This window comes from Paenibacillus vortex V453, assembly GCF_000193415.1.
GTDB classification, from domain to species: domain Bacteria; phylum Bacillota; class Bacilli; order Paenibacillales; family Paenibacillaceae; genus Paenibacillus_AQ; species Paenibacillus_AQ glucanolyticus.
Genome location: NZ_ADHJ01000001.1, coordinates 132,625 through 148,487 on the forward strand (window position 1 = coordinate 132,625; position 15,863 = coordinate 148,487).

Genomic DNA, 15,863 nt, shown 5'->3' on the forward strand with positions numbered 1-15,863 from the left:
CGAATGATCGGGAGGCTTCTCTATTATTCTACCTCAAGAAAATCGTGCTTAGTAAGCGCCGCGGATATGCTCCGTCACCTGCTCCCGATAGAATCGGGACAGTCGTTCCTTCTCCTCCATCGTAAACGAAGGCACATCCAGGGTTCCGAGATTGTCCTCGATTTGGCGGACGTTTCGGAAACCAGGAATCACGGCGGTGACTTCAGGGCAATCCAGAATCCAGCGCATGGATGCACGAGCCATGTCGCCTCTGCCCTCAGCGATCCAGGCGAGCTCTCTGGCGAGCTCAACCCCTTTTTCAAAACGAAGTCCGGCAAAGGTCTCGCCCACATTGAACTGCTCGCCGTTGGCGTTGAAATTCCGGTGATCCCCTTCATGGAAGACGGTTGTCTCCGTGAACTTCCCGGTTAACAGGCCGCTGGCCAGCGGAAGGCGCACCAGAATGCCCACACCGGACGCTTTTGCCTTCGGAAGGAGCTCTGCCAGGGGTTTTTGGCGGAACAAATTGAAGATGACCTGCAAGGACCTCACCCCGGGAACCCCAAGGCAGTAGAGTCCTTCCTCCACCGTCTCCACACTTACACCGTAATGGCGGATTTTTCCTTCAGCCTGCAGCTTGTCCAGCGTCTCAAACACCCGTCCGTCCTTCAGCACCTCGAAGGGAGGACAGTGAACCTGATAGAGGTCAATCCGCTCCCGCTTGAGCCGCTTCAAGCTGTTCTCACAATAGCGGCGAATCGACGCCTCGGAATAGGTCTGAAGATCATGAATATCTCCAGCACGGCAAAACTTGGTGGCAATATGCACCGAATCTTCTTTGCCTTTGGTTGCGATTGCGAGTAAATCCTCTGCATGTCCATCGCCGTACACGTCGGCTGTATCAAAAAAGTTCACGCCTTCCCCAATGGCGCGATCCAGTCCCTTCAAAGCTTCCTCATCATTGGTTTGCCCCCATGAGCCGCCGATGGCCCATGTGCCGAAGCTGATCTCGCTAATGTGAAGTTCCGTATTGCCTAATTGTCTGTAATTCATAGACTCCATAGCCTCCTCATCCAACTGCCATACTAGTTTGCACTACACTAATAGACTAAACGTTAAATCGCTTTCATTCAATACCGAGTTTAACATTCAACAACAGAAAAAACCTGCTGCCCCTTGTATAAAAGACGGCTCATGCGGTATACTGAACAACAATATGAACATCAGGCCAATGAAGAGCTTCCAACTCTGAGGCGTTCTCGTCAAGGGGAATTGATCCTTAATTGATCAACCATCCCCCTAAGTTAACCGGCACCGCCCGTTACCGCGGAATCAAAGTGGATTGAACCAGGACCGGCGTGCTTTCGCGGCAGGTTACTGTTCAATCAATTTGGGTGGCACCGCGAGCGCATAAGCGTCCCTCGTCCCATATGGACTAGGACGCTTTTTTATTTTTTCCACAGAAAAGGAGCGCGGTGATCATGTTAGACATGAAATGGGTCCGGGAAAGTGCAGAAAATCAGGAGCAATTGCAGCGTGTAGCTGACCAGAAGGGCATCGCCCTGTCGGTTGCCGAACTGGTCGAGCTGGATGAACAGCGGCGAGCCCTGCTGCTTGCCGTGGAGGGATTGCGGCAGAAGCGCAATACGATGTCGCTCGATATTAGCAACCACATGAAGCAGGGGCAGCGTGAAGAGGCAGAGCTTCTGAAGCAGCAGGTCAAGGCTATCAATACAGAGCTGGATATACAGGAAGGGCTGCACCGGGAGGTTGACGCTGCTTACAACGAGCTGCTCATACTTGTACCGAATATCGTTTCGCCGGATACGCCTGTAGGCGCTTCGGATCAAGACAATGTCGAAGTTAAACGCGTAGGCCAGCCACCCGAGTTTGAGTTTGAATACAGGGATCACGTAACACTCGGTGAGCTGCACCGATTGATCGATATTCCCCGCGGCGTCAAAACCGCCGGCACGCGCAGCTATTACCTGACCGGCATCGGGGCGATGCTGCACCGGGCCGTTCAGCAGCTTGCGGTTGATATGCTGACAGCCAGAGGCTTTACCCTCATGGATGTACCATTGACCGTACGGACGGAGGCTATGCAGAATACGGCCTTCTTCCCATTGGGTCAGGATCAGGCCTTTCACATAGCCGAGGAAGACAAGTGGCTCGTTGGCACCTCGGAAGTCCCCTTAGTATCGTTTTACAGCGGGGAAATCGTTGACGTCACGCAGCCGATCCGTCTGGCTGCCGCATCGCTATGCTTCCGAAGCGAGGTCGGCTCGGGTGGCCGGGATGTCCATGGTCTGTACCGTGTTCATCAGTTCGCCAAGGTGGAACAAGTGGTTCTCTGCGAAGCGAGTGAGGAAACCTCGGAGCAGCTTCTTCAGGAAATCACGGCGAATGCCGAGGAAATGCTTCAGATGCTCGAGCTGCCGTACCGGGTCGTTGCCGTCTGTACCGGCGATATGTCGCAGAAGACGTACAAACAATACGACATCGAGACCTGGATGCCAAGCCGCGCAGCTTATGGAGAGACCCACTCGTCGTCGAACCTGCTGGACTTTCAGGCGCGCCGTTCGAACATCCGCTACCGGGATGCGGAAGGCAAGCTTCGTTACTGCCATACACTGAACAATACGGCTGTGGCGTCGCCCCGGATTCTGATCCCGCTGCTGGAGAATCACCAGCAGGAGGACGGTTCGATTCTGATCCCGCAAGCGCTGAGACCCTACCTGAACGGAATGGAGCGAATTACGCCGCCAAGCGAGACAGACTGATTACAACAAGCTCCACCCTATCTGAACATTCAACAACGCGGCCGCTGCAGGGTCGCGTTGTTTTTTGGGCTATTGGTCGTGCAGGTAAAACGCCGGCCGGAGTTTTCGTTATTATGCATCCACAGAATCCTTTTTAAACGATACTTAGATCAGGTGAATAAGCATATATTATATAAGAGTAATTACATACTTATTTTTCATATCGATTAAGTAGGTATATAATATGGGTTATATAGAGATACCATCTCCAACTGTAAATGTACCATTATCGGTTATCTATATAATCTCACTCACCGTGCACTACGTACGCATAAGGAGGTCATTCCAATATGACAGAACCACATCTTGATCATACAGCGCCTAAAGCGCTCCGCGATATCCCTCTATCCATTCTGGATCTCGCACCGATTACAGCGGGCAGCACCGCTGCACATTCGCTGCGGAATACGCTTGATCTTGCCCAGCATGCCGAGAAATGGGGTTACAACCGTTACTGGCTTGCCGAACATCACAACATGCCGGGGATTGCCAGCTCTGCCACATCCGTGGTCATTGGGCATGTCGCTGGAGGCACCAACACCATTCGCGTGGGATCCGGCGGAATTATGCTGCCCAACCATGCACCGCTTGTCATTGCCGAGCAATTCGGTACACTGGAGTCGCTCTACCCGGGCCGGATCGACCTCGGTCTTGGCCGTGCGCCGGGATCGGATCAGCTAACCTCCCGGGCACTCCGCCGCGGACCCGGCAGTGATGGCCAGGATTTCCCTGACCGTCTCGGCGAGCTCCGAAATTACTTCCAGCCCACCTCCGGCTCGTCCATGCGCATTCGGGCGATTCCCGGTGAAGGCTTGCATGTTCCGATCTGGCTGCTCGGCTCCAGCGGATTCAGTGCCCAGCTGGCAGGACAGCTGGGGCTTCCATTCTCATTTGCGAGCCATTTCGCCCCGGATTATCTGATGCCTGCGCTGGATTTGTACCGCAGCAGCTTCCGGCCTTCTTCCGAGCTAAGCAAGCCGTACGCCATGATCGGCGTGAACGTGATCTGTGCGGACACGGATGAGGAAGCGCAGCGCCTTGCCACATCGCCGTACCAGCAGTTCCTGAATATCATCCGGGGCCGCACCGGCCAGCTGAGTCCGCCGGTAGACAGCATGGATGTACTCTAGTGGAACCTGCAGGAGCAGGCCATTGTGAACGCGCCAGCTCAGCTTCTCCGCGATCGGCAGCCCGGCCACCGTCCGTGCGCAGCTGGAGCAGTTCCAGCAAACAACAAACGCGGACGAGATCATTGTTGCCGCCGCGATCTATGATCATAAGGCGCGTCTGCACTCTTATGAGCTGCTGGCGGATGCCGTCGGCATCAAATAACAGCCCTTATCCAAAAAGACCAGTTAAGCCCGGAACCCGGCGCTTAACTGGTCTTTCTCTTTTTTTATAGCGTCAGCCCGCCATCAATGGTCACCAGGGATCCTGTCATATAATGCTGGCTCTACCGATTCCGCTGGCTGCACCCGTGATGACAGCAATTGTTTGGTTATCGGACATGTATCAACACTCCCCTGTTGAAATCTATAGTGATTTACTTCGCGTAATATCCGCCGTCAATCGGCAGCTCAACGCCGGTGATGTAAGAAGATTCGTCGGAAGCCAGGAACAATACACCGCGCGCGATGTCTTCCGCTCTGCCCAGGCGTGGAAGCGGAGTCTGGGATTGGAACCACTGCGTCATCTGTTCATCCTTGAACATATCAACGGTCATTGGAGTCTCAATAAATCCGGGGTGAATCGAGTTGCAGCGGATGTTGTGCTTCGCGTAGTCAACAGCCGTAGCTTTGGTCAGCATACGTACAGCGCCTTTACTCGCCGTGTAGGGACCTGCGCCGCTGCCGCCGGTCAGACCGGCAATGGAGGAGATGTTGACGATGGAACCACCGCCGGCTTCGATCATGTGCGGGATGACATATTTTTGGCCAAGGAAAATGCTCGTCACATTAATGGTCATTGTTTTCTCCCAGCCTTCCACCGTCAAATCCATGAACGGCGTAGCATTGGAGATACCGGCATTGTTGACCAAGATATCGATCTTGCCAAACTTCTTCATCGTCTCGTCCACGACGCGAACCCAGTCTTCTTCGGAAGCCACGTTGTGCTTCAATCCGATGGCTTCGCCGCCAAGCGCTTCAATCTCGGCAACCACGTCTTTGATCTTGTCTTCCTGAAGATCCGTGATGGCCACCTTGGCTCCCTCTTGCGCAAATAAAAGAGCGTCAGCTTTACCCATACCGCCTGCTGCACCCGTAATCACCGCTACTTTATTATCTAATCTTCCCATAGGAATACCTCCTGAAATTGTTAGTCATTGGACCCGTCTTCCGCCTTGGATTGACTGATCTTAAGCTGCAAATGCTCAATCATCTTCTCGTACGAGGCGATCAGCACATCCATCTCCTGATCCGAGAAATCCGACCATAAACCTTCGTTCAGTTCACGGTACTTCGAAATCATTCGGGCCTCCACTTCACGGCCCTGCTCCGTAATCTTAAGATAGACCTGACGCCTGTCCGTGCTTGAAGCCACTCGCTCAATGTAACCTTTGCTGACCAGCTTATTGCTTAAATTGGTCACAGCAGAGAGTGTAACATTCAAAGCATTGGCAAAATACGAGCTGGTCTGCTGCCCCTCGTAAGCCAAGGTCTGGAGCACGAAGTACTGAGGAGCTGTCAAATCGTTGTCCAAGATCTTGGCATAGTTCGCCACAAGTGTCATCATCTGACGAGCCATCATGTTCGATAGTTGTTCCCGCTTATCCAGTATCAGTATTCATCTCCTCGGTGCTGACGAAGTCCGTCATCGTTATATATTACAAATTTAAATAGTTAAAAGCTTTTAACAATTAAATTGTATACCCTTTCACATAGCTCGTCAACCGCGATAAAATGCCCGATTTGGTTGTTATTTCCATGATTTCAATTACTGTATTTCGATTCAGATTCAGGTTCTGATAGATAAAAAAAGCACCTCCCGGTGCTTTTGTAAAGTATATCCATCCCCATTTCGGAGTATCCCGTTAGGTGTTAGGCAGCTCTTGCGGAGGCTATCTACTCTCTGTTATGTTTCGACTTGGCGTTATGTCTCTGATCAGCACTATCTTTCAGCATAGCATTATGTTTCTGGTTGACCTCATCCTGCACCAAAAAAGGCACCACCCTAAGGTGATGCCTACTCTGATCCGGTCGATTATCCAGCAGCGGTATCCATCCGCTCGTGAAGCGTTGCTTCCTGCAGGTAATCGAGTGTCATGCGGTCCACAAACCGCGAGAACTTCTCTTTCTTCTTCCCGTTCTCCTGATAAATGGTTATCAGCTTCAAGATGATCGGCGCCAGCTGCTCAGCCTTCAAATCCGTGTGCAGCGGCTTCGCCAGAGCAGCCTTCAATCCTCTTGGCTCTCCGCCAACATAGAGATCAAAGGCATCCCTCATCTTGATGACGGCAATATCTTTAAGCAGGGGCTCGCTCGTTCCCAGCGCACAGCCGGCGTACCCGATTTTCAGGGGATTGGGTACCGGATGATCGGATATAACTTCATCCAGCATAGCTGCAACATCCAGGCCCGAATCCTCTGCTCCCCGGCAAAAATTACAGGTAATCAGGCTCTTGGAGACAAAACCGGCAGGATGAACTTGAAGGCCTGCGGCCACCAGCTTCGCCTTCGCCTCCTCCGCCCGCTCTTCATCCATCTCCACGTACAGCTGCTTAAAGGTTGTCATCTCTATGCGGGCATCCTCACCTACGATGGAGCCCAGTACCGCCAGCTGCTGCGGGCGGAACAGCGTCCCGCCCACTTCAAAGCCGGGGGTTACGGCAAACTTTTGCGATGCCAATGTCTACACTCCCATCAAGTCACCATAGTATCTTTTCCTTGCTCTACGAATATCCTTCATCCGTTGCCGTTACACCTTCATGCGCTGCAGACGAAGAGCGTTCAGCACAACCGATACGGAGCTGAGTGCCATGGCGGCCCCGGCCACCCAAGGTGCCAGAAGACCGATGGCGGCAATCGGAATGCCAAGCGAGTTATAACCGAGCGCCCAGAACAGGTTCTGACGAATGTTGCTCATCGTTTTGCGGCTCATATAGATGGCATCCGGAATGCTGTTCAGATCACCCTTCATCAGCGTAACGTCCGCGGCTTCCATCGCCACATCCGTACCTGTCCCGATAGCCATGCCGATATCGGCAACGGCAAGTGCCGGCGCATCATTAATGCCGTCGCCAACCATGGCGACCTTCTTGCCCTGCTGCTGGAGCTTCTTCACTTCGTCCGCTTTACCTTCCGGCAGCACTTCAGCAAGAACATGGTCAATGCCCACCTGCTTCGCAATGGCTTGAGCCGTGCGTTCGTTGTCACCGGTAATCATGATCACTTCAATGCCCATTTGCTTCAGTCTGGCTACGGCTGCCCGGGACGTCTCTTTAATGGTATCCGCCACGGCCACCAGACCGGCATATCGGCCATCTACCGCGGTAAGCATAGCCGTCTTGCCCTCGGTCTCCAGCTCCGACATTCGGGCCAGAACCGAGTCGATTGCCACGATATGCTGTGCCATCAGCTTACGTGTACCGACAAGCACCTCGTGTCCTTCCACGTTGGCACGGATGCCATAGCCCGGAACGGCTTCAAAATGCTCGACAGCCGGGAGCTGTGTCCCTCTTGCCTCAATTCCGGCAACAATCGCTTCAGCCAGCGGATGCTCGGAGCTCTTCTCCGCAGATCCAACCAGACGCAGGAACAGCTCCTCGTCAATGTCGTTCACTTCAACATCCGTCAACTCGGGTTTACCCTTGGTGACCGTGCCTGTTTTGTCCAGAATGATTGTATCGATTTTATGCGTGGATTCCAGATGCTCCCCGCCTTTAAACAGCACGCCCAGCTCTGCCGCGCGGCCTGATCCGGCCATAATCGAGGTTGGCGTAGCCAAACCCAGCGCACATGGACAAGCAATGACCAGTATGGCGATGGCAATCTCTAACGCATGGGCGAAGTTACCCGGTGTTACCCAGAAGAACCACACGAGGAAGGCAACCACCGCAATTCCAACCACAATGGGAACGAAAATTCCCGAGATGACGTCCGCCACCCGCTGAATCGGGGCTTTGGAGCCCTGTGCTTCCTCCACCACCTTGATAATTTGGGCGAGAGCTGTCTCTTTGCCCACTTTGGTCGCTTCAAGTGTCAAGCGTCCATTCTTGTTCATAGTGGCACCGATGACCGCATCGCCCGCTTTTTTCTCAACAGGAATACTTTCACCGGTCAGCATGGATTCATCCACCGCCGACGTGCCTTCCACTACTTTCCCGTCCACCGGAATTTTCTCCCCCGGTTTCACCAATACGAGATCTCCCGCCATCACCTGTTCAATCGGAATGGTGATCTCCTGTCCGCCACGAACGACCAGGGCTGTCTTGGCCTGAAGACCCATCAGGGTTTTGATGGCTTCTGAGGTACGGCCTTTCGCCATAGATTCGAACAGCTTGCCCATAATCACCAATGTGATCAGAACCGCACTCGTTTCATAATACATCTCGGGCCCATGGTGTACGCTCGCTCCGGCCGCTGCCCAATCGATCGTTAGATAAAGGCTGTAGAAGTAAGCGGCTGAGGTGCCGAGTGCAACGAGAACGTCCATATTGGCGCTTTTGTTGCGGAGCGCTTTGTAAGCCCCCACGTAGAACTGTTTTCCGATATAGAATTGTACGGGCGTTGCCAGGGCCAGCTGGAACCAAGGGTTCATGAACAGATCCGGCATCCAGATCCACGAGGTGAAGGAAAAATGGCTCACCATGGCCCATAGCAATGGCAGAGACAGAATGGCCGATATGAGCAGCTTCCGTTTCTGCTTGGTGATGGCCTCCTTGCGGTGACCTTCCTGATCCAGCGTCTCCCGTTTCGATACGGCTTGATATCCCAGCTTCTCGACCCGCTGCTGGATATCGCCAAGGCTAACCTCGGCAGGATTGTACTCCACCCGGGCGGTCTCCATGGCAAAGTTAACGTTCGCTTCGCTGACTCCCGGCATCCGGCTTACAACCTTCTCGATTTTCGCCGCGCAAGCCGCGCAGTACATGCCGATCAGCTGCAAATCAACCGTTTCCTTGGCTGTTCCGTACCCCAGCTTCTCGATTTTCTCTTCCATCTGCTGGACAGTAACCACCTTCGGGTCAAAAGTACACGGATGCCTTCTCCAGCGCAAAGTTCACATTGGCTTCCTGCACACCTTCCATTTTGCTTAAGCCCTTCTCGATCCGATTCGCACAGGCGGCACATGTCATGCCCGTTAACTGCAGCGACGTTTTCTTCGGCTCCATTGTTGCTCCTGCTTCCATCTTCTCCTCACCCCTCTTCATCCTCGTGCCATTTGGTCAAACTACGTTGTACCCTTGTTCTTCAATGATCTCTTTGATTTCTTCCAGATTGAACTTAGCTTCATCATATTTGACGGAAACGGTGCCCGCCTTCAGGTCTACATGGCCCTCGATGTTCTGCTGCTTCAGTGCCCCTTCAATTGAATTCACGCAATGCATGCAGGACATGCCTTCTACTTTCATGGTTACCTGTTCCATTCTGTATCTCTCCTTTAGGTTTGGTTTTATTGTTGATGAATCATCCAGGAAGCTCGACTCGACCTCCCGCTGAACTTTACTTGTAATTTCTATTTCTTGTAGTTAGTATACCCCCCTACCCTATATTTAGTCAACCAGTTATTATCGATTTTTTATAAAATAATTCCAATACTCATGGATACATCGCATAACCGTGCGGAATTCATCACTTTGACTAAACACATACTGCCACCTTCGGAAGGTGGCAGCTCCATACATTATTCACTTCAACCGGATCTTCTCCAGCTGAGAGTCCCATCCCCGTTACTTCATCAGCTTATTCATCGTTGTTAACAGCTCGGTAATAACCTCATCGTCGCCTTCCTGAAGGCGCTCCACGACGCAGCTCTTCATATGATGTTCCAGCAGTAATTTGCTGACACCGTTTAATGCCGACTGGATCGAGGAAATCTGGTTTAATACATCGTCACAGTACGTATCCTTCTCAATTAAGCCCTTCACACCGCGAATCTGCCCTTCGATCCGGTTCAACCGGCTGATGAGGTTGCTTTTCGTTTTATCGGAATGATGGCTCTTCCGCTCGCTGGTTACAGCACAAGCATCATGTACATGGTTCTCAGTTGTCATGCCCATTTCCCCCTCCTTTAAATCCCGTTCCTTCATCTTGAATCTAATCTATCCTGAACCTAGTATATCATATAGCCCCCCACCCTATAAAGCCCAGCTTATGGAATGAGGTTATCCGAACGGATGAGATTTCGTTGAATCGATACATGAATGGTTCTGTGGATCGCTATAACCAAAGGGTGCCCCATCAGATGGAATATCTGATGGGGCACCCCCCTATATTTTCGCCCGAATTAATATATGATCCGTCCCGAGTCATCCGGTACGCCTGATTTGCGGTAGAAGTACGTATTGATTACATCCCGCCAATGCTTGGCGTGCTCAGCCTGATCGGCCAGCCGCTGTGCCACTTGAGCGAAACGCTCCGGATCGACTTTGCCTTCTAGCGAGGTCCAGGCGTCAAGCAGTCCAGCGGCAGCCTCGGCTCCCTCGAAGTGAGTATCATATATGTGCTGAATCACGGTTTTGCCGGATTTCAGCATATGGGAATACGGGACATGATGGAAGAACAACAGCAGCTCGTCCGGGCAGTCCTCCAGTGAATCATACAGAGCGGCATTTGGTTCGAAGTACTGAGCAGTGTAGCCTGTACCCGTCGCCATCGTGCGGTCCACCCCCATGCCGTCCCGATCCGCGAAGTGATACGTACCCCACCGGGAATATTCATAGCCATCTACATCCGGACCATAATGCGTATGCGGTGTAATCATCCAGCCCACGCCGAGCGGTGACGTATAACTCTCATAGATCGGCCACGACTGCATGAGCATGCGGCACACCGTTTTTACAACTGACTCGTCATTGCCGAAGGTTAACCTCGTCCACTCTTCTGCAATCCCCTCCGAGGATAATTCAGGATTCCAGATCAGCCGTCCGAAGCCGTACAGATTCGCTTGTGCCAACGTATGGCCCGTCCAGTTCTCATCATTCCCGATGTTGGACACCGCAGCAATCCCGCTATATTTCATGCCATGCAGCGAGCCGTTTGTTATCTTCTTCACCTCAGACCCGGCCCCATCCGCATAGGTATCAAAATCCAGCACCTCTTTCCACTGCGGCACCAGATAACACACATGACGCTGCTGGCCGGTATATTCCTGGGCAACCTGGAACTCCAGCACCTGATTGGTCTCTTTCATGCTGCCGAACAGCGGCGATACCGGCTCTCGTACTTGAAAGTCCATTGGCCCGTTCTTAATCTGCAGCAGCACATTGTCCTTAAACCGTCCATCCAGCGGGGTAAAATGATCATAGGCCGCACGTGCACGGTCCGTGCTGCGGTCGCGCCAATCCTGCATGCAGTTATATACGAAGCAGCGCCAAATCACGAGTCCGCCGTGCGGCTCCAGCGCTTCGGCGAGCATATTGGCGCCGTCGGCATGGTCCCGGCCATAAGCGAATGGACCCGGCCGATGCTCGGAGTCCGCCTTGACCAGGAAGCCTCCAAAATCCGGGATATGATCGTAGATTTCATTTGCCGCATCCTTCCACCACTGCCGAACCTCTTCATTCAGCGGATCGGAGGTGGATACGCCCCCTATGTGGAGCGGAGCCGCAAAGTTGATGCTAAGATACAGTGTAATCCCGTATTCTCTGAAAATATCAGCCACCTTCGCAACCGTTGGCAAATATTCGGCCGTAATGAATCGCGTCTCGATCTCATGCACGTTGACATTATTAATGGAGATTGCATTCATGCCTACCGAAGCCAGCAATCGGGCGTAGTCCCTCACTCGTTCCAGATTGTCGGTAAACCGCCCGTTCTCGTAAAAAATCGACTGACCCGAATATCCGCGTTCAACGGTGCCGTCGACGTTATCCCATTGATTAATCATCCGCAGACGATTCACAGGCTGATCAGCCACCTTCAAACCGGTTAGCGGTTGATGGGAGGCCAGCAACCGCAGCAAATGAAACACCCCGTATAATATACCTTTGCCGGATCCCCCGATCAGGACAAGCTTCTCCTGCTGCCCTTGGCCTGAATGTACCAGCGTGAAGCCCTCCGGATCCAGCTGTGTATCAGCCCGGCCCCTATCCATAGCCCCGGTTATCCCCTCTGCGGCTCCTTCGGCTGCTGCCGCTGCCCCCACATGAATACGAACCTCCAGATGGGAGGAGTTCAAGGCTTCCGAGGTGATATTCGGTACGATGCCAAGCATGGATTGACACGCATGCTTCAGTTCCTGGACAGCCGCGTTCGCAACTCGGGACTGCTGCTGATCCACAACAATGGTGCCGAGTTGCCTGCTGTAGGCGGCAGCAAGCTCCCGATCCTCGATGGGCGCATATTGCAGCCACGCTTTATATAAAGTGCTGTTCAACGTAAGTTCCCCCTTCGTTTGGGCAAGGCCAATGATTTCCCAGCTTCTCACTCCACTAGTTCCTGCTGCCCTGAGGCAGTAAAATACAGATGCCGGCCACAAGGACCGGCACGACAAGCTGAGGGGCAGCCTCAGCCGCTTCATACTATTAGCTATGGTAATTAAATTGAATGTAGGAATCCTTGTAAAAGCAATTACGACTTGACCATACGCTCCATCAAGCGGTGAAACGCACGCTTCGGTTGATGAAGCTCATCGAACAGGAATGGCCAGTTCTTGCGCCCCCGCACCGGGAAGTTGTCCAACCAGGTGTAATCGTCGGCTGCACCCCAGAAGGTAACGGACGTAATATGATCCCGATACTCCTTCAGAATGCCAAACATCTCGTCATACCGCTGGGCTTGAGCCTCCAGAAGCTCCTCCGGCGCCTCGGTCAGATCCTTTCTGGTGTCGTCGAACCGGAACATCGAAACATCGAGCTCCGTCAGCTGAAGCTGCAGACCGAGCGATGCATACTTCTCAATCGCTGCGCGGATATCGTCAAGGCCAGGATCGTACAGATTCCAATGTGCCTGCAATCCTACGCCATGGATAGGGGTTCCCTGATCCAGCAAGGACTTGACCAGCGTGTAGATTTTATCCCGCTTGTTCGGATGGGACTCATTGTAATCGTTATAGAACAATACAGCCGACGGATCTGCTTCATGCGCAAACTGGAACGCCTTGGAGATAAACTCCGGACCCGCGATTTCCAGCCATTTGGATGGACGAAGGAGCTCTTCTCCTTCATCCGCGATCACCTCGTTCACGACATCCCAGGCATAAATATCATCCTTGTATCGCTTCACGACCGTATCGGTATGCGACTTCAACCGTTCGTACAGCGTCGCTTTATCCACCATGTTCCCATTCTTGTCCTGGAACAGCCAGTCGGTCGTTTGGTTATGCCATACCAGCGTATGGCCTCGCATCTTCATTCCATGCTTGCGGGCGAAGGCAGCGAGTTTATCCGCATCCTCGAACGTATACGTATCCTCCGCGGGATGCACACTGACAAACTTCATTTCATTTTCCGCCGTAATGCTGTTGAAATGATAGGATAGCAATTCCTCCTGCGTTTCGATCGTCAGCGGGTTTACGGCCGCTCCAATGAGAAAGTCATCCTCGAACATTTCCTTCAGCTTTGGTTCACTACGATGATGGTTGGTCACATTCAGTCCCTCCTTGAATTACGAGATAATAACAAGATTGATGGTTTATGATCGTGATGCCACCTGCATCCCGGTTGGTCGACAGTCATCCAAGGCATGCATCGGGCCACGTACCGTGCGCACAGGAAGCAGTGCGCACGGTGCACAGCTTTAGCGGCTCCCGCAGCTTAACCTTTTACCCCGCCCAAGGTCATCCCCTGCACAAAGTATTTTTGCAGGAACGGATACACCAGGATGATCGGCACACTTGCCACAATGGTCATCGTGGCCCGAATGGATGTCGGCGTGACCTGATTCGCTCCGCTTTCCGAGCTTGCGAACTGGCTTGCGTAATCATTGCCCGAGTTCATCGAGGAATTCGAGTTCTGGAGTATTTTCATCAGCTCGTACTGCAGTGTGCTCAGTTCCGTATAGGAAGAGTTGTAGAGGAATACGTCAAACCAGGAGTTCCACTGCGATACCGCCGTGAACAGCGATACCGTCGCAAGAACGGGTACGCATAGCGGGAGCACGATCCGCATAAAGGTCGTGAATTCGCCGGCGCCGTCAATGCGTGCCGATTCCAGAATCCCTTCGGGCAGCCCTTCGATAAAGGAGCGAATGACGATCACGTTAAACACGCCGATCAGGCCCGGAATGATGTACACCGAAAAGGTGCCCAGCATGCCCAATTCGCGAATCAGCAGGAAGTTCGGAATTAAACCGCCGCTGAAATACATGGTCAAGATAAAAGCAATGGATACGAACTTGCGCAGTACGTATTCCGGACGGCTGATCGTATACGCAACCATGGCGCAGCAGAATACGGAGGTGATCGTACCGATCACCGTACGAAGCACGGATATGAAGGTAGCTTGAAAGATGGTTGCTTCGTTAAACACATATTTGTAATTCTCCCATGTGAAGTCCCGAGGCCATAGATAAATGCCGCCTTTTACCGAATCCGTCGCATTGTTGAAGGATACTGCGAGCGTATTCAGGAACGGGTACAACGTAACCACCATTAGGCAGATCATGAATACAATGTTCAAAGTATCGAATATCCGGTCCGCGGGAGACTTGAACCGGGCATGAGCTCGTGGTGAATCTGATGTCTTCGCCATATGAATCCTCCTGTAAGTGTTCTGAAGGAAAACGGTCCTCGTAAGCTTACGCTTAGAACAATCGTTCCTCGCCCAGTCTCTTCGCGATATGATTAGCCGTGAACAAGAGTATGAAGCTGACCACCGTCTTGAACATGCCTGCAGCGATCGAGAGCGAGAAGTTCCCCATCTGAATACCATATTTCAGCACGAAGATATCCAGGTTCTCGGAATAATCCACGTTCATGCCGTTACCAAGCAAGTATTGCGGTTCAAAACCGGATTCGAGCAAGTTACCGATATTCATGATCAACAGGATAATAAATACCGGCTTCAGACCCGGCAGGGTTATGTTCCAAATCCGTTGAAAACGTCCGGCGCCATCGATTTCCGCCGCCTCATACTGCGAGGGATCGATCATCGTCATGGCTGCCAAATATATGATGGTGTTCCAGCCGACATTCTTCCATACTTCCGAAACACCGAGTATTCCCCAGAAATATTCTCCTTCTCCAAGCCAAAGAATCGGTTCCTTGATGAGACCGAGCCACAGCAGCAGCTCATTGATGATTCCGCCGTCCGAGGACAGAGCCGTCGAGATAATGCTCGCCGCCACCACCCATGAGATGAAATGGGGCAAATAGCTGATCGTCTGCACGACCCGTTTAAACATCAGATTACGCAGTTCATTGAGCAGAATCGCCAGCACAATGGCGGTAACAAACCCGAGCACGAGGTTAATAAAACTCATGGCGAGTGTATTGCGCATGACCCGAAGGAAATGCTCATCCTGAAACAGGAAGGTAAAATGCTTCAAACCTACCCATTCCTGATCAAAGATTTTCTTCGCAGGTTTAAAATCCTGAAACGCTATCGTCCAGCCCCATAGTGGCAGGTATTTAAAGATAAACAGCCAGAGCAAAAAAGGAATCGACATGAAGACGAGCGCCTTCTGCTGCAGCAGCTTTTGAAAGAAGCTTTTTTCACCTGATGGCGGCCTGGTATTTAAACCAGTATCGTTTTTTCGTTGTTTATTGAAGAAACCTTTCGATTCCGCCGGCATTTCTCGCAACGCCTTCGTCTCTGCAGGTCCAATCGGGTTCGCTTTATCCACGGTTTCTTCTCCTTCCTATCCAAGCCCTTACCGTTAAGTTCGAAGCAGGCAACTTCTCAGCGCCGAGCTTGTTGTATAGAAGAGGAGGGACGGATACTCAAGTCTACCGAGTGGTCCG

At 52.3% G+C, this 15,863-nt stretch carries 11 protein-coding genes and 2 pseudogenes; 2 read left to right on the forward strand and 11 right to left on the reverse strand.

The features are described from left to right. Positions 1-48: 48 nt before the first annotated feature. Positions 49-1,032 carry an aldo/keto reductase gene (locus tag PVOR_RS00575; RefSeq protein ID WP_006207101.1) on the reverse strand — a complete coding sequence of 328 codons (984 nt, stop codon included), beginning with the start codon at positions 1,030-1,032 and terminating at the stop codon, positions 49-51. Between the two features lie 428 nt (positions 1,033-1,460). Here PVOR_RS00575 and serS point away from each other — a divergent pair, with 428 nt between their 5' ends. Both serS and PVOR_RS00585 read left to right on the forward strand, forming a co-directional pair. Continuing rightward, a complete protein-coding gene (serS, locus tag PVOR_RS00580) occupies positions 1,461-2,762 on the forward strand; it encodes a serine--tRNA ligase (protein ID WP_006207102.1) in 1,302 nt (433 codons plus the stop codon). A 329-nt stretch (positions 2,763-3,091) separates the two neighbouring features. Further along, positions 3,092-4,133 (forward strand): annotated as a pseudogene (locus PVOR_RS00585) (LLM class flavin-dependent oxidoreductase). Positions 4,134-4,344: 211 nt separating this feature from the next. Here PVOR_RS00585 and PVOR_RS00590 read toward each other — a convergent pair. The 10 genes and pseudogenes from PVOR_RS00590 to PVOR_RS00635 all read right to left on the reverse strand — a co-directional run bounded on the left by PVOR_RS00590 (position 4,345) and on the right by PVOR_RS00635 (position 15,745). After that, positions 4,345-5,097 (reverse strand): SDR family NAD(P)-dependent oxidoreductase, encoded by a 753-nt coding sequence (locus tag PVOR_RS00590; RefSeq protein WP_006207104.1) that lies wholly within the window; start codon positions 5,095-5,097, stop codon positions 4,345-4,347. A 20-nt stretch (positions 5,098-5,117) separates the two neighbouring features. Continuing rightward, complete coding sequence (locus PVOR_RS00595; protein ID WP_006207105.1) at positions 5,118-5,549, reverse strand: MarR family winged helix-turn-helix transcriptional regulator; 432 nt, start codon at positions 5,547-5,549, stop codon at positions 5,118-5,120. A 453-nt stretch (positions 5,550-6,002) separates the two neighbouring features. After that, on the reverse strand, positions 6,003-6,647 hold the full coding sequence (locus PVOR_RS00600; RefSeq protein ID WP_006207107.1) for a nitrite reductase: 645 nt from the start codon (positions 6,645-6,647) through the stop codon (positions 6,003-6,005). 69 nt (positions 6,648-6,716) lie between these two features. Continuing rightward, a pseudogene (locus tag PVOR_RS00605) lies at positions 6,717-9,150 on the reverse strand (heavy metal translocating P-type ATPase). Between the two features lie 36 nt (positions 9,151-9,186). After that, positions 9,187-9,387: a cation transporter gene (locus PVOR_RS00610; protein ID WP_006207110.1), complete on the reverse strand. Its 201-nt coding sequence runs from the start codon at positions 9,385-9,387 to the stop codon at positions 9,187-9,189. Between the two features lie 303 nt (positions 9,388-9,690). Further along, positions 9,691-10,014 carry a metal-sensitive transcriptional regulator gene (locus tag PVOR_RS00615; protein WP_006207111.1) on the reverse strand — a complete coding sequence of 108 codons (324 nt, stop codon included), beginning with the start codon at positions 10,012-10,014 and terminating at the stop codon, positions 9,691-9,693. A gap of 233 nt (positions 10,015-10,247) precedes the next feature. Continuing rightward, positions 10,248-12,338 (reverse strand): alpha-glucuronidase family glycosyl hydrolase, encoded by a 2,091-nt coding sequence (locus tag PVOR_RS00620; protein WP_040680060.1) that lies wholly within the window; start codon positions 12,336-12,338, stop codon positions 10,248-10,250. Positions 12,339-12,532: 194 nt separating this feature from the next. Continuing rightward, a complete protein-coding gene (locus tag PVOR_RS00625; protein ID WP_006207113.1) occupies positions 12,533-13,549 on the reverse strand; it encodes an endo-1,4-beta-xylanase in 1,017 nt (338 codons plus the stop codon). Between the two features lie 167 nt (positions 13,550-13,716). Continuing rightward, positions 13,717-14,652, reverse strand: a complete 936-nt coding sequence (locus PVOR_RS00630; RefSeq protein ID WP_006207114.1) for a carbohydrate ABC transporter permease — start codon at positions 14,650-14,652, stop codon at positions 13,717-13,719. 52 nt (positions 14,653-14,704) lie between these two features. Further along, a complete protein-coding gene (locus PVOR_RS00635; protein ID WP_006207115.1) occupies positions 14,705-15,745 on the reverse strand; it encodes an ABC transporter permease in 1,041 nt (346 codons plus the stop codon). Between the last annotated feature and the right edge of the window lie 118 nt (positions 15,746-15,863).